Consider the following 18,062-nt stretch of genomic DNA (forward strand, 5'->3'; position numbering starts at 1 on the left):
CGCACGCAAGTCAGTCCTTCGGCGGGTAGGGCGTCCCGTCCTTGTGCAGGTAACCGCCCGCGCGATCGAACTTCAAATCGATGTCGGGATATTCGCCGTGATCCCTCGCCGTGTCGCCCGCGCTGAGCGCGAGCATGACGCAGTCGGCGTCGGACCGGTTCTGCAAGCAATGCCCGTTGCGCTCCCCCTTGGGCCAGGCAGCGATGTCGCCGGCCCGCATGATCGTCTCGCCCGCGTCCTCGACCAGCACCGCCTCGCCGGAAAGGATCACGACCAGCTCGTCCTCCTCGGCGTGCCAGTGGCGCTGCGAAGACCAGGCGCCGGGCTTCAACACGACGTGCGCGGCTCCGAGTTCGGTCAGCCCTGCAGCCGGGCGCAGGCGGCGGACCCACCGGCCGGCCACGTCCTTGTCGTAGGGAGAGGGATAGCCGGTGGCGTTGGTCTGCGCGATGGAGTCGAGATCGAGCTTGGGCATGACGAGGCGCTCCGGCTGGAAAGCTGCGGCGCCCTCGTCTAACCCGCGATGATGAACAAGGCCAGCACCGCCCTCGAAGCCGCCAAGGCGCTCATCGCTTGCGAGAGCGTAACGCCGGCGACCGGCGCGGTGTTCGATACGCTCGAAGGCCTGCTCGCCCCGCTTGGCTTCGAATGCATCCGCTTCGTCAAGGGCGAGGCGCCCGACGGACCCGTCGAGAACTGCCTCGCCATCCGCCGCGGACCCGAAGGCTCGCGCCACTTCGCCTTCGCCGGGCACCTCGACGTCGTTCCGCCGGGCGAGGGCTGGACCGGCGATCCTTTCCAACCGGACGTGCGCGGCGATCTGCTTTACGGGCGCGGCGCGGTCGACATGAAGGGCGCGGTCGCCGCGATGGTTGCCGCGGTGGCCGACATCCCTGCCGATCGCGGCACCGTCAGCCTGATCATTACCGGCGACGAGGAAGGCACCGCGGTCAACGGCACGCGCGCGCTGATCGACCTGATCCGCGAGCGCGGGGAAATCCCCGATCTCTGCCTCGTGGGCGAACCGACTTCGGTCAACCGTCTCGGCGACATGATGAAACCGGGCCGCCGCGGCTCGCTCAACGTCTGGCTCGAAGTCAGCGGAGTGCAGGGCCATGTCGCCTATCCGCACCTCGCCGACAATCCGGTGACCAGGCTGGTGGCCATGCTCGCCGAGCTCGACGCACTGGTGCTCGACGAGGGGACCGAGTGGTTCCAGCCCTCCAACCTCGAGATCACCGATCTCGAAGTCGGCAACCCGGCGCACAACGTCATTCCCGGCAAGGCCAAGGCACGCATCTCGATACGCTTCAACGACACCCACAGCGGCGAAAGCCTTGCCGAACTGGTCACCGGCATCGCCGCAAGGCACGGCGGCACGGCCAGGCCGGTGATCTCGGGGGAACCGTTCCTGACCCCGCCTGGGGCCTTCCAGGACATCGTAGCCGCGGCAGTGAAGGCCGAAACGGGGATCGAGCCGGAACCCTCGACCAGCGGGGGGACCTCGGACGCGCGGTTCCTCAAGGATATCGTCCCCGTGATCGAGTTCGGGCTGGTCAACGCGACCATGCACAAGCTCGACGAGGCGGTGGCGGTCGAAGATCTCGCGACCGTGGCGCGCATCTATCGCCGCATCGCGCTGGCAGCGCTGGCGCTGTGAGGCTGTCTCTCGCCCGCCGGCAGTTTGAAGTCTGGAGGACATGCACGTGAAGACCTGGTTTGCCATCCCGCTATGGAAGCGCGTGATCGCTGCGCTGATCTTCGGGGTCATCGCCGGTATCGTGTGGGGACCGGGTGCCGAGAGCATCAAGATCGTCGGCGACGTGTTCATCGCTTTCATCAAGATGCTGGTGGTACCGCTGATTCTCCTTTCGATCGTCTCGGGCGTCGCCTCGATCGGCGACTTGCGCAAGCTCGGCGCCGTCGGCTGGCGAGCGCTGCTGCTGTTCGTCGTCACCAGCCAGTTCGCGGTCTGGCTCGGTCTCGCGCTAGGTTCGGTCTTCGGTCCCGGCATCGGAGTGGACACCAGTGCCATCGCGGTCGGCCAGCCGCCCGCCCCGAACGAGACGACCTGGCGCGAGATGGTGCTCGGCATGATCCCGCAGAGCCCGGTCCAGGTCATGGCCGACGCCAATGTCCTGCCGCTGATCATCTTCGCGCTGCTGGTCGGCATCGGCATCGTCATGGCCGCCGAGGAAGGCGGCCCGCTTGCCAGGATATTCGATAGCGGCGCGGTGGTGATGCAAAAGGTCACCATCGTGGTGATGGAGCTGACCCCGTTCGGCGTCTTCTCGCTGATGGCTTGGGTCGCTGGCACGCTGGGGCACGATGCGCTGTTCGCGCTCGCCAAGCTGGTCGCGCTCAATTACCTCGGCTGCCTGCTGATCATCGGCGTGGTCTACGTTTCGCTGATCCACTTCGTCTCGAAGCTGCCGGTCACCGACTTTTTCCGCGGCATGGTCGATGCGATGGCCGTGGCCTATTCGACCGCCTCGTCGAACGCGACGCTGCCGGTGACTCTGCGCTGCACCCAGCGCAACCTCGGCGTCAGGCCGTCGACTTCCAGTTTCATCGTCTCGCTGGGCGCGACGATCAACATGGATGGAACGGCGATGTACCTCGGCCTCGCCACGCTGTTCGGCGCGCAGATCTTCGGCGTGTCGCTCGATTTCGGCGACTATGTGATGATCTCGGTCCTGGCGACGGTCGGCTCGATCGGCGCGGCAGGCATTCCGGGTGCGGGGCTGATCATGATGGCGCTGGTGTTCGGCGCCGTCGGCGTCCCTCTGGAAACCATCGCTTTCGTCGCCGGGGTCGACCGCATCATGGACATGATGCGCACCGCGACCAACGTCACCGGCGACGGGACGGTCACCGTCACGGTGGCAAGCCTCGTGAACGAGATCGACCGCGCGGAAATGATCAGCGCCGACGACGTCTGAAACCGCGCTCAGTCGGCGTCGGGCTGGTTGATCTTGACCGGTAGGAACTCGCCGAGTCCGCACCCGGCGCCTTGCGAGCCGTCCGAATAGAGCACGTGGATGATATCGACGCTGCACAGCCGGCCCGTCGTCGTGCGGTAACCGAATCGCTCTTCGAAGCCCAGGCTCGGGCAACGGTTGGGCAAGGTGTTGCGGTAGGTGGTGCCGTCGATCATGTGAAAATCGATCGTGTTGTCGTCGAACACCTCGGTGTCGCGGATGCGGTTCGTCTGCACGCAATTGACCGCTGGCCCGGTGGCGACGATGGCGGGGGCCTTGCTGACGGGGCCGCTACCCGGCTCGGCCTGCGGAGCGCAGGCGGCCAGCGGAACCGCGGCGGCTGCGGCAATGACGATCCTGGATGAGCGCAGCATGGTCGTACTCCTCTCTGCAGGCAAATGCCTCGAACCAAAGACGGAGTCGATGCGCGCCTGCCTTACGTAACGGGCCACGCGAACAGCTTGTTCCGGTAGCTGCCCGGCGCATCGACAGCGGCCAGCTGCTTCTGATTCGCCACCCGCGCGAGTGCCTTGGTCACCGCCCCTTCGGCTTCTCCAGCACCTTGTTCCTGAAGCTGCACAGGTCTTCGACCACGCAGCGCCAGCATTCCGGGATGCGCGCCTTGCAGGTGTAACGGCCGTGGAGGATCAGCCAGTGGTGCGCGTGCAGGCGGAACGGTTCGGGCACGCGCTTGTCGAGCTTGACCTCGACCTCGTCCGGGGTCTTACCTCTCGCCAGGCCGGTGCGGTTGCCGACGCGGAAGATGTGGGTGTCGACCGCAAAGGTCTCCTCGCCGAACCAGCAGTTGAGCACGACATTGGCTGTCTTGCGTCCGACGCCGGGCAACTTGACCAGGTCCTCGCGATTTCCCGGCACCTCGCCGCCAAATTGCTCGACCAGCATCCGCGACAGCGCGATGACGTTCCTGGCCTTGGAATTGAACAGGCCGATGGTCTTGATGTGCTCCTTGAGCCCCTCTTCGCCCAGCTCCAGCATTTGCTGGGGCGTCTCGACCTCGGCAAACAGCTTGCGCGTCGCCTTGTTGACCCCAACGTCGGTCGATTGCGCGCTGAGCGCCACGGCGACGACGAGCTGGAAGGCGTTGCCGTATTCGAGTTCGGTTTCGGGGCTGGGATTGTCTTCGGCGAGGCGGCGGAAGAATTCGAAAATCTGCTCCTTCGTCAAAGTCCGAGCACCTGCCCCATCGCGTAGCGGCCGGCGGCCTGGCCGAGCAGCCATTCGGCGCCCCTGACCGCCCCGTGCGCGAATATCATCCGGTCTTCGGCGTGATGGGCAAGCGTCAGGCGTTCCTGCGTTCCGGCAAGGATGACCGAATGCTCGCCGGCGACGGTGCCGCCGCGCAGGCTGGCAAACCCGATCGCACCGCGTTTGCGCGCGCCGGTATGCCCGTCACGGCCGCGCTCGCAGTGGCCGGCAAGTTCGATTCCGCGCCCTGCGGCCGCCGCTTCGCCGAGCAGCAGCGCGGTCCCCGAGGGCGCGTCGACCTTCATCCGGTGGTGCATCTCGAGCACCTCGATATCCCAGTCGTCGCCGAGCCGGCTCGCCGCTTCGCGCACCAGGTGCGCGAGAAGGGTAACGCCGAGCGAGGTATTGCCGGTCTGCAGCACGGCAATTGCCCCGGCCGCGGAATCGAGCGCCGCGTGGTGCTTTTCCTCCAGCCCGGTGGTGCCGACGAGAATGGGAATGCCGGCGCCGACGGCAGCGTGGAGATTGGCGTCGAGCGCGCCAGGGGCGGAAAAATCGACCAGCACGTCGCTCGCATCGGCCAGCGCAGCGGGGTCGCCGCCGCGGTCGACGCCGCCGGAGCAATCGTGCCCCGCTTCCGCGATGGCGCGTTCGAGCGCATGCCCCATGCGCCCCTCGCTGCCGATGATGCCGATGCGTGCCATTGTCTTTCCCGTTTTCCGCGTGCTTCATGCGGCACATGTCCGATATCCGCAACATCGTCATCCTCACCGGCGCTGGGATCAGCGCCGAATCCGGTCTGCGCACATTCCGCGCCGAAGACGGATTGTGGGAGGACCATCCGGTGGAGGAAGTGGCCACGCCGCAGGGCTTCCGCCGCGATCCCGACCTCGTGCAGCGTTTCTACGACGAGCGGCGCGCCAACATCCTCGCCGCACAGCCCAATCCGGCGCACGCGGCGCTCGCGCGGCTCGATGCCGAATGGACCGGCGACCTGCTCATCGTCACTCAGAACATCGACGACCTCCACGAACGCGCCGGTGCGCACCGGGTATTGCACATGCACGGCGAGGGACTGAGCGCGTGGTGCACGGCCTGCGACGCCCGCCATCGCTGGACCAGCACTCTACGCGACGCCCCGCCGTGCCCCGCCTGCGGGCAGTCCGCGCTGCGGCCCGACATCGTCTGGTTTGGCGAAATGCCCTACCAGATGGAGCGTATCTTCGCCGCACTCGGCCGCGCCGACCTGTTCGTTTCGATCGGCACGAGCGGCGCGGTCTATCCGGCGGCAGGCTTCGTCCAGGCGGCCAAGGACAGCGGCGCGGCGACGCTCGAGCTCAACCTCGAGCCAAGCCAGGGCTCGCGACTGTTCGACGAAACGCGGCTCGGTCCTGCCAGCGCGCTGGTGCCCGAGTGGGCGAGGGAGATTCTGGAGCACGCGCGCGGCGCGTAGCGCCTGCCCGCTCATCGCGGTCCTGCCATACCGTTGTTGGGCTTTGCCGCGTTGCCTGTTAGGCGGCCGCGCATGATCACGATCAACAACATCACGGTGCGGCTTGGGGGCGTCGCCATCCTGGAGGGCGCGAGTGCGGCCATACCGCCGGGCGCCCGGGTGGGCCTCATCGGCCGCAACGGGGCCGGCAAATCCACCTTGATGCGCACGCTGATCGGGCAGATCGAGCCCGACGACGGCTCGATCGAGATGCCGCGCCGCACGCGCCTGGGCTATATTGCGCAGGAAGCGCCGGCCGGGACCGGAACGCCCTTCGAAACCGTCCTCGCTGCCGACACCGAGCGGTCCCAGCTGCTCGAAGAAGCGGAGACCTGCACCGATCACGAACGCCTCGCCGACGTGCACGAGCGGCTGCTGGCGATCGATGCCTATTCGGCTCCGTCGCGGGCCGCCCGCATTCTCATCGGCCTCGGCTTCGACGAAGAGATGCAGGGCCAGCCGCTCGATAGCTTTTCCGGCGGTTGGAAGATGCGCGTGGCCCTTGCGGCGCTGCTTTTCTCCGCCCCCGACCTCCTGCTCCTCGACGAGCCGTCGAACCACCTCGACCTCGAAGCGACGCTGTGGCTGGAGAATTTCCTCCGCGCCTATCCCGGAACCCTGATCGTCATCAGCCACGAACGCGACCTGCTCAACAACGTGGTCGACACCATCGTGCACCTGCAGGGCGGCAAGCTCAGCGTCTATTCCGGAAACTACGACGCCTTCGAGAAGCAGCGTGCCGAGCGCGCCGCGCACCTCGCCGCCGCCAAGGCCTCGCAGGATGCGCAGCGGGCCCGCCTGCAGGACTACATTGCTCGCAACAGCGCTCGCGCATCGACCGCCAAGCAGGCCCAGTCGCGGGCCAAGATGCTCGCGAAAATGCAGCCGATATCGGCCTTGATGGACGACCCCTCGCTAAGCTTCGATTTTCCCAACCCCACCCAGCTCAAACCGCCGCTCATCACGCTCGATTTCGCCTCGGTGGGGTACGACGGCAAGCCGGTTCTCCAACGGCTCAACCTGCGCATCGAGCCTGACGACCGCATCGGCCTGCTCGGCCGGAACGGCAACGGGAAGACCACGCTGGCCCGGCTGCTCGCCGCGCAGCTCACGCCGATCGAGGGGACCATCAGCGCTTCGGGCAAGATGCGCATCGGCTACTTTACCCAGTACCAGGTCGAGGAGCTGAGTTCCGATGCGACCCCGCTCGAGCACATGACCCGGGCGATGGAAGGGAAGTCTCCCGGCGTAGTCCGGGCGCAGCTCGGACGGTTCGGCTTTTCCGGCCACAAGGCGACGACCAAGGTCGCCAAGTTGTCGGGCGGTGAGCGGGCGCGGTTGGCGCTGGCGCTGATTACGCGCGAGGCACCGCACCTGCTCATCCTCGACGAGCCGACCAACCACCTCGACGTCGACGCTCGCGAAGCGCTGGTGCAGGCGCTCAACGACTTCGAAGGGGCCGTGATCCTGATCAGCCACGATCGCCACATGGTCGAACTCACCGCCGACCGCCTTGTCCTCGTCGATAATGGTACGGCCGAGGATTACGCCGGCAGTATCGAGGATTACATCGACTTCGTCCTCGGCAGGAACCAGCCGAAGGAGGGCCGCGGCCCGAAACCCAGAAAGGATCGCAAGGCGGAAGCTCGAAATCGCGAGCAGGCCCGGCAGATTCGCGGCACCATCGGCGAGACCGAGCGGGGAATCGCCCGGCTGCAGGAGCAGATCTCCGCCATCGATCTTGCGCTGAGCAACAATGCCCCGGCCAATTCTCCCCTCGCTGCGCTGCCGCCGGGCGAGCTCGCGCTGCAACGGGCGGAGCTGGCACGCGAACTCGAAGATTTCGAACGGCGCTGGCTCGAGGCGAGCGAGAGCCTCGAGCGGCAGACGGCCTAGGCAGCCATGCGCACCAGGCTGAGCATCTGCCGCAAGAAGGCCAGCTACCGCAGCGGACGCGAGGCTATGGAGGCCGCGAGCACGATGTCCGCTCAGTTGCGGCACTACCGCTGCGACCGGTGCTGGCAATTCCACCTCACCAGCCGCACCAAGGGCAAACGGATACCGCGACCGGACGGCCACGCAGGCGAAACCGAATGGCCGCGCTGATCCTCTTCAACAAGCCGTTCCGGGTGCTCGCCCAGTTCACCGACGAACGCACCGCCGCTCCGCGCCGGACGCTGGCCGAGTTCATCGACCGACCCGGCTTCTACCCGGCGGGCAGGCTCGATTACGAGAGCGAGGGCCTGCTGGTCCTGTGCGACGACGGCAAAATGCAGGCGCGGATTGCCGATCCGCGTTTCAAGCTGCCCAAGACCTACCTGGTTCAGGTCGAAGGCGAACCGGACCGGGCGAGCCTCGACCGGCTGCGCTGCGGCATCGAGCTGAAAGACGGACGGACCAGGCCGGCCGATGCCGAGACGATTACCGATCCGTGCCTGTGGCGGCGAGACCCGCCGATACGGGTTCGCAAGACCGTTGCCGACTCATGGCTCAGGATAACCATCAGCGAAGGCCGCAATCGCCAGGTACGCCGGATGACCGCGGCCATCGGGCATCCCACCTTGCGGCTCGTGCGCTGGTCGGTGGGCGACTGGACTCTCGACGGATTGGGCGTGGGAGAATGGCGCACCGTCGCGGCCACTCTGCCGCTACGCTGAAACGGTTCAGTCGTCGGGTTTGAAGGCTACGCTTCCTTCTCCGAGCAGGCGCAAGAGCAACGAAGCACCCTCGGCGGAGTCGAGAAGGTCGGGGCCGACCACCATGGAATCGGCGGCGCAGAGGCCCTCCGCGAACACCGCGACCGGGCCGGAACAGTCATGGGACCGCCCATCCACGAAGAGCATCAGCGCGCCCTCGCCGCGGCGGACGAAGGCGAAGCGGCTCGCCGGATTGCGCATCAGGGGAATGCCTGCGGATACGAACGAACGCAGTTCGTCGAGTTGGAGCGGTTGCTCGGGCCGCCAATCGATCTCCTGGTTCTTCGGCGCGGTGGCGTATTCCCCGAACCAGCACGCGAAGTCGTCGCCCGAAGCCATCCGCTCGGTGACCATCTCCTGCAACCTCGCGAGTGCGTGCGCCGAAATCTCGCCGGGATTAGCCTGTAATGCCAGGTCCGCGTCGGAAAAGCGGTCGTCGTCGTCGAGTTCCGAAGCCAGGTGTTCGGCCCAGCCGGCGATCAGTTCGCTCCGCGAGGGCGCGCGGAAACCGATCGAATAGGTCATGCAGTCGCCGCCCACGGCGATGCCGTTGTGGGCGTAGCCGGGCGGGACATAGAGAATGTCGCCCGGGTCGAGAATCCATTCGTCGGTCGGCTCGAAATGCGCGAGCAAGCGCAAGTCGTCGTGGGGCAACAAAGGCGTGGACTGATCGCAGCGCGCGCCGATCTGCCACCGGCGCTGGCCCAATCCCTGGACCAGGAACACATCGTAATTATCGAAATGGGCGCCGACGCCGCCCTCATCGACGGCATAGCTCACCATGACATCGTCGACGCGCCAGTTCGGAATGAATCTGAACGGCGTCAGCAGCTCGGCAACCGCGGGCACGTGGTGGTCGACCGCCTGGACGAGGAGCGTCCACCTCTGCGCAGCCAGTTTTTCGAATCTGCCAGCCGACAACGGCCCGTGTTCGAGTTGCCATCGATCCGACGCGCGCAAGACGAGGCGGGATTCGACTTCCGGCTCGCAGGCGAGGCCGGCCAGTTCATCCGGTTCGAGCGGATTGCGCCACGCGTCCCAAGGATTGCGCATCAGCAGCGGTCGCTTCTGCCAGGTTTCGCGCAGGAACGTCCCGGTATCGAAGTTGGCGAGCAGCATCACCGCTCGCCGTCCTTCTCGGCCGCAGCCATCAGGTCCATGAAATCGCGCGCCGCCTCGCGGTCGGCCTGGTCCTCGAACGCAACGTCGAGGTCGGGCGCCATTCCCATGAGGTGGAGGAACGTCCACAGGGCAAAGCGCTTGCCCGGATCCTGCTCGAGACCGAGATCGACCAGGGCGTGCTCGACGCCGGCGGACTGCACGGCAGGGCTGAGAGCCGCAAGGTCGGTGCTGCCGAAATAGCGCCTTAGCAGATCGTCGAGGTCCATCGCTCGCCACCCATAGTTCGCCGGAAAAACGGCGGGAGTATTCAGGTCCTGATGTCGGCCAAAACTGCCGCGCGCAGCTCGTCGATACCCAGCTTCGTCTCCGAGCTGGTGACGTGGACCTGAGGGTATGCGGCGGGATGCTTGCGCGCTTCTGCTTCGACCTGCGCCAGCGTCGCCGCCAGCTCGCTCGCCTTGATCTTGTCGGCCTTGGTCAGCACCAGCCGGTAACCGACAGCCGATTCGTCGAGCATTTTCATCATCTCGCTATCGACCGGCTTCACGCCGTGCCGCGCGTCGATGAGGACCAGCGTGCGCTTGAGCACCGGGCGGCCGCGCAAATAGGTGCGGACCAGCTGCTTCCACTTCTCGACCACCTTCACCGGCGCCTTGGCGAAGCCGTAGCCGGGCATGTCGACCAGCCGGAACTGCGTCGGCTCGCCGACCTCGAAGAAGTTGAGCTCCTGCGTGCGCCCGGGCGTGACCGACGTGCGAGCGATCGCCCGGCGTCCGGTCAGCGCATTGAGTAGCGAAGACTTGCCGACATTCGAGCGGCCGCAGAACGCGACCTCGGGCACGTCGCCCTCGGGCAGAAACTTGAGCTGCGGCGCCGAGAGCAGGAACTCGACGCGGCCCGAGAACAGGCGGCTGGCCTCCTCCGCCAGGTCGTCAGCCATTCCGCCTATCCCGAGCTTGGCGAAGGATCACCCTTCGAGCTTCCCGCGCTCCGAGGCGCGAACCTTGTCCGCCTGGTCCTTCTTGGCCTGCGCTTTCAATTGCGGGTGCTTCGAATAGAGGTACTGCTGCTGCGCCACCGAGAGCACGTTCGAGGTGATCCAGTAGAGCAGCAGCCCGGCCGCGAACGGCGCCATGACGAACATCATCACCCACGGCATGATCGAAAAGATCTGCTGCTGCATCGGGTCCATCGCCGCCGGATTGAGGCGGAAGGTCAGCCACATCGTCGCGCCGAGCAGCAGCGCGAGCGGACCGATCGCCAGAAAACCGGGCACCGCGAAGTCGAGCAGGCCGAACAGGTTGAGGATATGCGCCGGATCGGGCGCCGACAGGTCCTTGATCCACAGCACGAAGGGCTGGTGGCGCATCTCGATCGACAAGAGCAGCGTCTTGTACAGCGCGAAGAACACGGGGATCTGCACGAACATCGGCAGGCAGCCGGAGAGCGGATTGATCTTCTCCTCGCGGTAGAGCTTGCTCATCTCTTCCTGGAGCTTGACCTTGTCGTCCTTGTAGCGCTCCTGCAGCGCCTTCATCTTGGGCTGCACCGCGCGCATCTGCGCCATGCTGGCGAAGCCCTTTTGCGCCACCGGGAACATCAGCCCGCGGATGATGACGGTCAGCAGCATGATGGCCACGCCGAAATTGCCGACGAGGTGGAACAGCTCCTTGAGCAGCCAGAAGATCGGTTTCTCGAACCAGCGGAACCAGCCCCAGTCGATCGACAGCCCGAAATTGCCCACGCCCTGCTCCTCGTAGGCGTCGAGGACGTCGCTTTCCTTGGCTCCGGCGAACAACCGCGTGGTGCGGGTCGCCTGCCGGCCCGGCGCCACGGTCACGGGGTCGTAAATGACGTCGGCGCGATAGTCGGCATTGCCCAGCGCACGGAAGTCGCTCGTCGTCGCTGCGCCGTCCTGCGGGATCAGCGCGGAGAGCCAGTAGATGTCGGTAAACCCGATCCACCCGGTCTTGCCTTCGGGCGAAACTTGCCGGGCATCGTCGAGGTCGTCGTAGTCATAGCTGAAATTGACCGACCCGCCGAACTGGCCGAGCGGGCCCGACTGCACGTTCCAGGTATCACGGCTGGCGGTCTTGCTGGTGCGGTTGAGGAAGGCATAGGGCTGCGCCACCACCGGCATCGCTGCGGTGTTGACCATGGTCTGCTTGGCCGTGAGCATGTAGCGGTCGTCGACCGAGAAAACGGTGCGGAATGTCTGCCCCTCGCCGTTGTCCCAGGTCAGCGTCACCGGCCGGCCGGGGGCCAGCGGTCCGCCCGAGGTCTGCCACTCGGTCTTTGCATCGGGCAGCTTGATGCCGTCCCCGACCCAACCGAACTGGGCGAACTGCTGCGCCGGCGTGCCGGCCGGCGAGAACAGCCGCACGGGGCCCGAATCCTTCTCGACCGTCTGGCGATGGGTCTTGAGCGTGACGTCGTCGATGCGCGCGCCCACCGGGTTGATCGAGCCGGCGACCTCGGGTGCGTCGATCCGGACGCGGTCGGGCGTCTTGAGTTCGACCGCGAGGTCCTTCTCTTCAAGAGCGATGTCGCCGGCGGCGGTGAGCCCACCTTCGCGCGAACGGGTTCGCGAGTTGATCGCCGGTTCCTCTTCGGAGGACACGCTTGCCTTATCGCTCGGCACACGAGCGGGGGCGGAGGCGACGGCCGGCTCGTCGGGCTGCGGATAGAGCCAGTTCATGGCGAAATCCCAGCCGAACAGCAGAGCTGCGCTCAGCACGACGGCGAGGATTAGATTGCGCTGGTTGTCCACGAAAGATCCCTAGTTACGAACTCATGCGAGGCATTACGGCACCGGGTCGTGCCCATGTCCCCCCCAAGGGTGGCAGCGCAATATACGCTTGATCGCCATCCATCCACCCTTGATCGCCCCATATTTCTGCAAGGCGTCGATAGCGTACTGCGAACACGATGGTTGATATCGGCACGATGGCGGCAGGATCATGCTCGGACCGAGCTGCCAGGCCCGGGCGACGAGGATCAGAACCCGCTTCACTTCCTGCGCCTGCGGGCCGGGTCGCCCTTGCCTTCACGCGCCCGCGCGAGCGCCTGCGAAAGCTCCTCGCGCATGCGCGCGAAATCGCGTTCGACTCCGCCTTCCCGGCCAATCAATACATGGTCGGTATCGGCCAGGCCCTCGGCGGGAAGTGCACCGCGCAGCAATTCGCGAAAGCGCCGCTTCATGCGGTTGCGCACCACCGCATTGCCGATTTTCTTGGTTACCGTCACCCCGAAGCGCTTGCCCAGCCCCTCGTTGCCGCGCGTCAGCAGCACGAACCCGGTGCGCGCATTGCGCAGCCCTCGGTTGGCGGCGAGAAAGTGCGCGCGGCGCCGTATCGTCGAGATCTCAGAGGTCATTCCGGGGGCCAATGTAGGAGCTGATTCGCGAGGTCGGAAGCGGCGCCCTCTTTTTGCTTCATGCCCGCCCATCCGGGCGGGCGTCCTCGGTGCTGTTCCCTCCGCCCCTGCGGGACTGCGGGGCACCTGCGGGCGGCCGGTCGGCCTTGCGGCTCCCTGGTCGGGAGCCGGACTCGCACAAACCTGTCAGGTTGATCGGGTTCTTGGTCGCGGCAGCCAAAGCGCAACCGCGCGTCCGCAGCGGGGGCGGCTTGCCGCCCGCCTAGCGAGGACGAACGCCCGGATGGGCGTTCGAAAAACAAAATGAATCAGGCGCTCAGCGTCTTGCGGCCGCGGGCGCGGCGGGCGCGCAGGATCTTGCGGCCGCCGACGGTGGCCTTGCGCGCGCGGAAGCCGTGGCGGCGCTTGCGCACGAGATTGCTCGGCTGGAAAGTGCGCTTCATGGGACGTGTCCTCGAATTCAATAAAAAAATGGCCGCCCGCAAAGGCGGCCTCAATCTGTGGACGCGCGGTTAGTTGAGTGAGAGCCCCAAGTCAAGATAGGCGAGCTTCGGCGCTTCCCCCTCGCCGCCCTGCCCGATCCACTGCCGCATCTCCGCCCCGCTCAGCCACCGCGCCTGCTCGAACGGCACCGAGTTGGTCATCGCATAGAACGCCCGCGCTTCGTCGGCACTCATACCCATTTCGCGGTAATAGGCGAGATACTTGGCGTTCTCCGGCGCGCTTTCGGCATAGTCGGAGGCCTGCAGACCGTCTTCGTCCTCCCAGGCGTGAACCGCGAACTCGGCCCCCTCATCGATCTCGCGCCTCGTTCCCGCGAGAAACAGTTCCACTCCGCCCGAACGCACCGAACCTCCGTCGGGGACGTGCGTCGCCAGCCCGGCGGCCCGAATCATTCGCCCGAGTTTCAGGTTCGCCCGATCGTCGAACGTCCCAGCGCACTCGATCATGTCGAGCCGGTCGAGCTGCGGAAAGTCGCGAAGCATCGCCGCAAATTGCCCCGGGCTGCGCGTATCCGTGACACCGACCAGCGCCGCGGTCCGGTCGTCGAGCACACGAAACGGCCCGTAGGCGGCGATCGCCCCGTCCGCCGCTTCGACCGCCGGCGGCATGACGAAGCGCGTCGCGGAACCGCCGACCTCGACCCATTCCTCGACCGTGACGACCCCGCGCTGCTGCGCCTGCGCCGGAGCGGCGGCGAAAGCGGCTAGGGCCAGGACAAGGCAGGCGGACCAACGCATCGCCGAACCCTCGGCCCGCGCCGGTCACCCAGACGTAAAGACAAGCGGTTGCCGGCGGATTCACCATAGCGCCCGAAGCGGAGCGGATTTGCTTTGGTTTTTCTCGACATAGCCCCGCGCCGCGCTATCGTCGCCCCTCAGGGGGATTACGTGGTCGCACTCGTATCGACTGTCGCCTATCTCGGGCTCGAGGCGCGCGCCGTCGAGGTGCAGTGCCAGGTTGCCCCGGGCCTGCCGCGCTTCAACATCGTCGGTCTGCCCGACAAGGCCGTCGGCGAGAGCCGGGAGCGGGTCCAGGCCGCGCTTGCCGCGATGGGGCTGGCGCTGCCGCCCAAGCGCATCACCATCAACCTCTCCCCCGCCGACCTGCCCAAGGAAGGCAGCCACTACGACTTGCCGATTGCGCTCGCCCTGCTCGCGGCGATGGGGGTGACAGACGCCGAACAGCTCGGCGACTGGATCGCGGTCGGCGAACTGGCGCTCGACGGGCGGGTGGTGGCGAGCCCCGGTGTGCTGCTCGCGGCAATTTTTGCCAGCGGAGCGGACAAGGGGTTGATCTGCCCCGCCGCGCAAGGCGCCGAGGCGCGCTGGGCCAGCGGCATCCCGGTCTGTGCCGCGCCCGATCTCGTCAGCCTGCTTAACCACCTCAAGGGCACGCAGACGCTTCCCGAGCCGCAACCCGGCGAAGCGGTCGAAGCGGAAGCGGGGCCGGACCTCAAACAGGTCAAGGGCCAGGAGATCGCCAAGCGTGCGCTCGAGATCGCCGCCGCCGGGGGCCACAACCTCCTGATGATCGGTCCCCCAGGCGCCGGCAAGTCGCTCCTCGCCGCGTGCCTTCCCGGAATCCTCCCGCCGATGACCCCGGGCGAGGCGCTCGAAGCCTCGATGGTGCAGTCGGTCGCCGGCACGCTCGAAGGCGGGCGCATCTCGCGCCGCCGGCCCTACCGCGACCCGCACCATTCCGCCTCGATCGCTGCGCTGACCGGCGGCGGCCTCAGGGTCAAGCCGGGCGAAGTCAGCCTGGCGCACCTCGGGGTGCTGTTCCTCGACGAACTGCCCGAGTTCCACGGCATTATGTAGCAAACGCACCAACACGGGGATAGATGCCATCGCCCGCAATCCCCTATGTATCGGATATGGGGACACAGCACGCAATCACCGCCCTACGCGACAAGCGGGGCGAACTCACGGGCCAGATCGACGTGCTACAGGACCAGCTCCGGCAGGCCATGATCGACCTGGACCACGTTGACGCGACCCTACGGCTATTCGACCCGGACATTGAATTGGACGAGATACGGCCCAAACCGCTCCCGCCACGGCATCACGCCTTCAAGGGACAGGTGACGCGCGCAATCCTCGCCATGCTGCGCTCTGAGGGCGCTATGGACGCTAAAGCGATCACAGTGCGGCTCATGGCCGAGCGGGAACTGAATACCGCCGACAAAGCGCTGGTGAAGGCGATGCACAAGCGCGTAGGCGCTGCGCTGCGCAATGCTCGCGACCGGGCGCTGGTGGTGTCCGAGACGTCCGCTAAGGGCGGGTTGCTGGCGTGGAGCCTAGCCAAGTAGGCTGTAGATCATCGCGCCTAGGCCTAGAAGCGAGAGGGCTAGCAGGGCGGCGTATTCGAGTTTGAGGCGCACCAGTTCAATATTGCAGCTACTCGACAAATGGCATAGGGGGCCCGCCGAAAGACGTTGTGGCCGGGGATACATTCCCTATCTGGAACATGAAGTGGTCTAGACCGTTGACCGTGACACATCAACTGCTCTAGGCTTTTGTATATACCCACCGGCGCTGCTAAACGTCATCATGTGAGATGCAGACTGGTTAAACTGAACTTAACCTGCCCCCACCTATTATCGACTGATCGAAAGGGAGTAACCCGAATGCGCAAAGAAGGCTATGTAGACTGAGCCCACCTTCCAGATTGAATAAGACGCCCCGGCCTAATAAGCTGGGGCGTTTTTGTTGAGGGGGTGGGCCGTTGAAAGAATTTTTAATTGCGTGGAAGGACGCAGCGCCAGCAGTTGGCGCGACTATCGCAGCCATTTCCGTAACAGTCGCATATCTAGCCTACAAAAGCACTCGGGCCGCTACTCGACGCCGGGCAACGCTCGACATGGTCATGAAGACCTTAATGGATAAGGATGTGCAAGCGGAATACCGAAAATTCCGCGATCTTATCCGAAAGCACGAAGATCCAGATGACCCGTTCAAAATGGTCGCGCTGGCGCAGCCGGATTCAGTCGGCAATACAGATCGCAATCTGGTTCTGCAGCAGCTCAACATCTATGAGCTGATGGCGCTCGGGATACGACGACGGCTATTCGATGAGGCGATCTACAAGAGATGGTACCATAACCAATTCATGATGGATTACGAGGGCGTATCGGATTTGATTGAGGCGCTCCAAGCCAATAAGGCTTCGATCTATTGCGAAGCGAGCGGCCTGTATAGAAGCTGGCTGAAAGACGGGCACCCAGTCTCATCGCCTAATCGCGTGAAGATGGCTTGGTGGGCTTTACGAAAGCAGCATGACAAGATCGATGCTGCTCGGGACATGGCTAAAGCGCGTTAAGCCGCCCGCTGCCAATACCCCTTCCAACCCCGGCTAACCGGCGCTTCCATCGTGGCGGCGGTCAGCGTCATAGCCTGCGAGCCGTTGTCCACGCGGCGATTGTCCTCGCGCCATGAGGCTTCCGCCGCGTAGCTGGCGAGATACGGACCGGCGATATGGTGGTGCGTTCCGGTTTCCATCCGGCGCAGGCGGCTAAAGAAGCTTTCGGCCTGATTGGTGCAGGCATAGCCGTCCGAATACGAGAGCTGGTGATTGATGCGGTGCGTGTCGAACCGGGCGTGAAGCGCATCCCAATGCGAAGCTTCGTCCGCGTGGACCGTGGACATATGATGGATGCGAGCCGCGATTACCTGCCCGCCCTTGGCCTCGTTATGGGCAACGACCGTGATGCTTTCGCCGTTGCGCTCGCGCCCGACAACGACGACCTGGCGCTTGCCGCTCTGGTTCTCGCGCAGGCGACGGTCGCGGCGATTTTCCTTGTTGTTGGCGGGCTTCACGTAACCGCCGAAATACGCGCCGTCCAACTCGACTTCGCCCTCAAGCTGCTGCGCCATATCCTCGCGCGCCATTGCCTCGCGCAGCTTGTGCGTGAGAACGAAAGCCGTCTTGTATTGGCAGTCCAGATCGCGCGAGAGTTGCAATGCCGCGATGCCCTTCGCGCCGTTCACGAAGATCGCGATGGCGGCGAGAAGATCGCAGAATGACATTTTGCGCGAGGCAAAGATCGTGCCGCTCGTGACACTGAACTGGTGGTGGCAGGCAACGCACTTGAACTTGCGGCGGGTGGTGATGGTGTAGGCCTCCGTGCAGCCGCAACGCGGGCAGATCGCCGCGCCGTCATTTTCCGGCCAGCGCATTTCGCAGAACAGCGAATAGGCTTCGTCCTCGCTCATACGGAAAACCGTCTTGAGGGAGAGGGTGCGAGCCTTTGCGGAGAGGAGAAAGTGTTGTGCCATGTCATCGTTTCCAGTGCTTATGCATCGGAGATAATGGCAGTGCAGCATCTTGTCAAGTGGCAATCATCATCGTATATGATGCATTAGCACCATAGGAGGCGACATTGCCAGTTCAGGACAAAGAGTGGGAAAGCAAGGTGAAGGGGATGCTCAAGGCAGAACTAACCCGCCGAGGCATCACCTACGCGCAGCTTGTCGGGAAGCTGGCGGATATCGGAGTGCATGACACGGAGCCGAATATCCGCAATAAGATCAGCAGGGGTAAGTTCACGGCGGTATTTTTTCTGCAATGCTTAGAGGCTATCGGAGCATCGTCTGTGCGCTTGCGGGACTGACCCTGCTAGGGACTAGCCCAGCCCCACAGACCGGCGGTAACGGCGAACAGACAGCACGCGAGGCCAATCAACAGTCC

At 65.2% G+C, this 18,062-nt stretch carries 22 protein-coding genes and 1 pseudogene; 10 read left to right on the forward strand and 13 right to left on the reverse strand.

All coding sequences use genetic code 11. From position 1 onward, the window contains the following. Window positions 1-10: 10 nt before the first annotated feature. Window positions 11-475: a cupin domain-containing protein gene (locus Q7I88_RS00560; RefSeq protein ID WP_305097100.1), complete on the reverse strand. Its 465-nt coding sequence runs from the start codon at window positions 473-475 to the stop codon at window positions 11-13. A gap of 51 nt (window positions 476-526) precedes the next feature. On the opposite strand from Q7I88_RS00560, the gene dapE reads away from it, so the two are divergent. Together dapE and Q7I88_RS00570 are read left to right on the forward strand one after the other, a co-directional pair. Further along, on the forward strand, window positions 527-1,660 hold the full coding sequence (dapE, locus tag Q7I88_RS00565; protein ID WP_305097101.1) for a succinyl-diaminopimelate desuccinylase: 1,134 nt from the start codon (window positions 527-529) through the stop codon (window positions 1,658-1,660). A gap of 40 nt (window positions 1,661-1,700) precedes the next feature. Then, window positions 1,701-2,942, forward strand: coding sequence for a dicarboxylate/amino acid:cation symporter (locus Q7I88_RS00570; RefSeq protein WP_305097102.1), 1,242 nt, complete (start codon window positions 1,701-1,703; stop codon window positions 2,940-2,942). A gap of 8 nt (window positions 2,943-2,950) precedes the next feature. Here the strand turns inward: Q7I88_RS00570 and Q7I88_RS00575 are convergent, their stop codons facing one another. The 3 genes from Q7I88_RS00575 to dapB all read right to left on the reverse strand — a co-directional run bounded on the left by Q7I88_RS00575 (window position 2,951) and on the right by dapB (window position 4,891). After that, on the reverse strand, window positions 2,951-3,355 hold the full coding sequence (locus Q7I88_RS00575) for a DUF6491 family protein (RefSeq protein WP_305097103.1): 405 nt from the start codon (window positions 3,353-3,355) through the stop codon (window positions 2,951-2,953). 160 nt (window positions 3,356-3,515) lie between these two features. Then, window positions 3,516-4,166, reverse strand: coding sequence for an endonuclease III (gene nth, locus Q7I88_RS00580; protein ID WP_305097104.1), 651 nt, complete (start codon window positions 4,164-4,166; stop codon window positions 3,516-3,518). Further along, window positions 4,163-4,891 (reverse strand): 4-hydroxy-tetrahydrodipicolinate reductase, encoded by a 729-nt coding sequence (gene dapB, locus Q7I88_RS00585; RefSeq protein WP_305097105.1) that lies wholly within the window; start codon window positions 4,889-4,891, stop codon window positions 4,163-4,165. The genes nth and dapB overlap by 4 nt, the downstream gene beginning before the upstream one ends. 35 nt (window positions 4,892-4,926) lie before the next feature. On the opposite strand from dapB, the gene Q7I88_RS00590 reads away from it, so the two are divergent. The 4 genes from Q7I88_RS00590 to Q7I88_RS00605 all read left to right on the forward strand — a co-directional run bounded on the left by Q7I88_RS00590 (window position 4,927) and on the right by Q7I88_RS00605 (window position 8,336). Continuing rightward, a complete protein-coding gene (locus Q7I88_RS00590) occupies window positions 4,927-5,640 on the forward strand; it encodes an NAD-dependent deacylase (RefSeq protein WP_305097106.1) in 714 nt (237 codons plus the stop codon). Window positions 5,641-5,712: 72 nt separating this feature from the next. Next, complete coding sequence (locus tag Q7I88_RS00595) at window positions 5,713-7,575, forward strand: ABC-F family ATP-binding cassette domain-containing protein (RefSeq protein ID WP_305097107.1); 1,863 nt, start codon at window positions 5,713-5,715, stop codon at window positions 7,573-7,575. A 6-nt stretch (window positions 7,576-7,581) separates the two neighbouring features. Continuing rightward, on the forward strand, window positions 7,582-7,785 hold the full coding sequence (locus tag Q7I88_RS00600; protein WP_305097108.1) for a hypothetical protein: 204 nt from the start codon (window positions 7,582-7,584) through the stop codon (window positions 7,783-7,785). Next, window positions 7,773-8,336 (forward strand): pseudouridine synthase, encoded by a 564-nt coding sequence (locus tag Q7I88_RS00605; RefSeq protein ID WP_305097109.1) that lies wholly within the window; start codon window positions 7,773-7,775, stop codon window positions 8,334-8,336. The genes Q7I88_RS00600 and Q7I88_RS00605 overlap by 13 nt, the downstream gene beginning before the upstream one ends. 6 nt (window positions 8,337-8,342) lie before the next feature. Here Q7I88_RS00605 and Q7I88_RS00610 read toward each other — a convergent pair whose 3' ends face one another. The 8 genes from Q7I88_RS00610 to Q7I88_RS00645 all read right to left on the reverse strand — a co-directional run bounded on the left by Q7I88_RS00610 (window position 8,343) and on the right by Q7I88_RS00645 (window position 14,113). Further along, window positions 8,343-9,494, reverse strand: a complete 1,152-nt coding sequence (locus Q7I88_RS00610; RefSeq protein WP_305097110.1) for a cupin domain-containing protein — start codon at window positions 9,492-9,494, stop codon at window positions 8,343-8,345. Continuing rightward, on the reverse strand, window positions 9,494-9,763 hold the full coding sequence (locus Q7I88_RS00615) for a hypothetical protein (protein WP_305097111.1): 270 nt from the start codon (window positions 9,761-9,763) through the stop codon (window positions 9,494-9,496). The genes Q7I88_RS00610 and Q7I88_RS00615 overlap by 1 nt, the downstream gene beginning before the upstream one ends. Window positions 9,764-9,804: 41 nt before the next feature. After that, a complete protein-coding gene (yihA, locus tag Q7I88_RS00620; RefSeq protein ID WP_305097112.1) occupies window positions 9,805-10,437 on the reverse strand; it encodes a ribosome biogenesis GTP-binding protein YihA/YsxC in 633 nt (210 codons plus the stop codon). A gap of 27 nt (window positions 10,438-10,464) precedes the next feature. Further along, entirely contained in the window at window positions 10,465-12,267 is a 1,803-nt protein-coding gene (gene yidC, locus Q7I88_RS00625) for a membrane protein insertase YidC (protein WP_305097113.1), read from the reverse strand. A 33-nt stretch (window positions 12,268-12,300) separates the two neighbouring features. Further along, a complete protein-coding gene (yidD, locus tag Q7I88_RS00630) occupies window positions 12,301-12,510 on the reverse strand; it encodes a membrane protein insertion efficiency factor YidD (RefSeq protein ID WP_439648351.1) in 210 nt (69 codons plus the stop codon). Then, on the reverse strand, window positions 12,507-12,872 hold the full coding sequence (gene rnpA / locus Q7I88_RS00635) for a ribonuclease P protein component (protein ID WP_305097114.1): 366 nt from the start codon (window positions 12,870-12,872) through the stop codon (window positions 12,507-12,509). The genes yidD and rnpA overlap by 4 nt, the downstream gene beginning before the upstream one ends. Window positions 12,873-13,180: 308 nt before the next feature. Further along, window positions 13,181-13,315: a 50S ribosomal protein L34 gene (gene rpmH, locus Q7I88_RS00640; RefSeq protein WP_305097115.1), complete on the reverse strand. Its 135-nt coding sequence runs from the start codon at window positions 13,313-13,315 to the stop codon at window positions 13,181-13,183. 69 nt (window positions 13,316-13,384) lie between these two features. Next, window positions 13,385-14,113 (reverse strand): alpha/beta hydrolase, encoded by a 729-nt coding sequence (locus tag Q7I88_RS00645; protein ID WP_305097116.1) that lies wholly within the window; start codon window positions 14,111-14,113, stop codon window positions 13,385-13,387. Between the two features lie 150 nt (window positions 14,114-14,263). On the opposite strand from Q7I88_RS00645, the pseudogene Q7I88_RS00650 reads away from it, so the two are divergent. The 3 genes and pseudogenes from Q7I88_RS00650 to Q7I88_RS00660 all read left to right on the forward strand — a co-directional run. Continuing rightward, window positions 14,264-15,178: pseudogene (locus tag Q7I88_RS00650) on the forward strand (YifB family Mg chelatase-like AAA ATPase); the annotation flags it as partial. Between the two features lie 71 nt (window positions 15,179-15,249). Next, window positions 15,250-15,684: a hypothetical protein gene (locus tag Q7I88_RS00655; protein ID WP_305097117.1), complete on the forward strand. Its 435-nt coding sequence runs from the start codon at window positions 15,250-15,252 to the stop codon at window positions 15,682-15,684. 416 nt (window positions 15,685-16,100) lie between these two features. After that, window positions 16,101-16,694, forward strand: a complete 594-nt coding sequence (locus Q7I88_RS00660) for a DUF4760 domain-containing protein (protein WP_305097118.1) — start codon at window positions 16,101-16,103, stop codon at window positions 16,692-16,694. Here Q7I88_RS00660 and Q7I88_RS00665 read toward each other — a convergent pair. Then, complete coding sequence (locus tag Q7I88_RS00665) at window positions 16,691-17,650, reverse strand: IS1595 family transposase (protein ID WP_305098635.1); 960 nt, start codon at window positions 17,648-17,650, stop codon at window positions 16,691-16,693. The genes Q7I88_RS00660 and Q7I88_RS00665 overlap by 4 nt on opposite strands. A gap of 104 nt (window positions 17,651-17,754) precedes the next feature. Between Q7I88_RS00665 and Q7I88_RS00670 the strand changes: the two genes are divergently transcribed. Next, window positions 17,755-17,985, forward strand: a complete 231-nt coding sequence (locus tag Q7I88_RS00670) for a DUF6471 domain-containing protein (protein WP_305097119.1) — start codon at window positions 17,755-17,757, stop codon at window positions 17,983-17,985. Window positions 17,986-18,062 lie beyond the last annotated feature (77 nt).

Source organism: Croceibacterium aestuarii, from assembly GCF_030657335.1.
Classification (GTDB): domain Bacteria; phylum Pseudomonadota; class Alphaproteobacteria; order Sphingomonadales; family Sphingomonadaceae; genus Croceibacterium_B; species Croceibacterium_B aestuarii.

What these genes read in the sequence shown, in the direction of transcription:
- Q7I88_RS00560 (WP_305097100.1), bottom strand. Translation starts at nt 475, where the DNA reads ATGCCCAAGCTCGATCTCGACTCCATCGCGCAGACCAACGCCACCGGC.
- dapE (WP_305097101.1), top strand. Translation starts at nt 527, where the DNA reads ATGAACAAGGCCAGCACCGCCCTCGAAGCCGCCAAGGCGCTCATCGCT.
- Q7I88_RS00570 (WP_305097102.1), top strand. Translation starts at nt 1,701, where the DNA reads ATGCACGTGAAGACCTGGTTTGCCATCCCGCTATGGAAGCGCGTGATC.
- Q7I88_RS00575 (WP_305097103.1), bottom strand. Translation starts at nt 3,355, where the DNA reads ATGCTGCGCTCATCCAGGATCGTCATTGCCGCAGCCGCCGCGGTTCCG.
- dapB (WP_305097105.1), bottom strand. Translation starts at nt 4,891, where the DNA reads ATGGCACGCATCGGCATCATCGGCAGCGAGGGGCGCATGGGGCATGCG.
- Q7I88_RS00590 (WP_305097106.1), top strand. Translation starts at nt 4,927, where the DNA reads ATGTCCGATATCCGCAACATCGTCATCCTCACCGGCGCTGGGATCAGC.
- Q7I88_RS00595 (WP_305097107.1), top strand. Translation starts at nt 5,713, where the DNA reads ATGATCACGATCAACAACATCACGGTGCGGCTTGGGGGCGTCGCCATC.
- Q7I88_RS00600 (WP_305097108.1), top strand. Translation starts at nt 7,582, where the DNA reads ATGCGCACCAGGCTGAGCATCTGCCGCAAGAAGGCCAGCTACCGCAGC.
- Q7I88_RS00605 (WP_305097109.1), top strand. Translation starts at nt 7,773, where the DNA reads ATGGCCGCGCTGATCCTCTTCAACAAGCCGTTCCGGGTGCTCGCCCAG.
- Q7I88_RS00610 (WP_305097110.1), bottom strand. Translation starts at nt 9,494, where the DNA reads ATGCTGCTCGCCAACTTCGATACCGGGACGTTCCTGCGCGAAACCTGG.
- Q7I88_RS00615 (WP_305097111.1), bottom strand. Translation starts at nt 9,763, where the DNA reads ATGGACCTCGACGATCTGCTAAGGCGCTATTTCGGCAGCACCGACCTT.
- yihA (WP_305097112.1), bottom strand. Translation starts at nt 10,437, where the DNA reads ATGGCTGACGACCTGGCGGAGGAGGCCAGCCGCCTGTTCTCGGGCCGC.
- rnpA (WP_305097114.1), bottom strand. Translation starts at nt 12,872, where the DNA reads ATGACCTCTGAGATCTCGACGATACGGCGCCGCGCGCACTTTCTCGCC.
- rpmH (WP_305097115.1), bottom strand. Translation starts at nt 13,315, where the DNA reads ATGAAGCGCACTTTCCAGCCGAGCAATCTCGTGCGCAAGCGCCGCCAC.
- Q7I88_RS00645 (WP_305097116.1), bottom strand. Translation starts at nt 14,113, where the DNA reads ATGCGTTGGTCCGCCTGCCTTGTCCTGGCCCTAGCCGCTTTCGCCGCC.
- Q7I88_RS00655 (WP_305097117.1), top strand. Translation starts at nt 15,250, where the DNA reads ATGGGGACACAGCACGCAATCACCGCCCTACGCGACAAGCGGGGCGAA.
- Q7I88_RS00665 (WP_305098635.1), bottom strand. Translation starts at nt 17,650, where the DNA reads ATGGCACAACACTTTCTCCTCTCCGCAAAGGCTCGCACCCTCTCCCTC.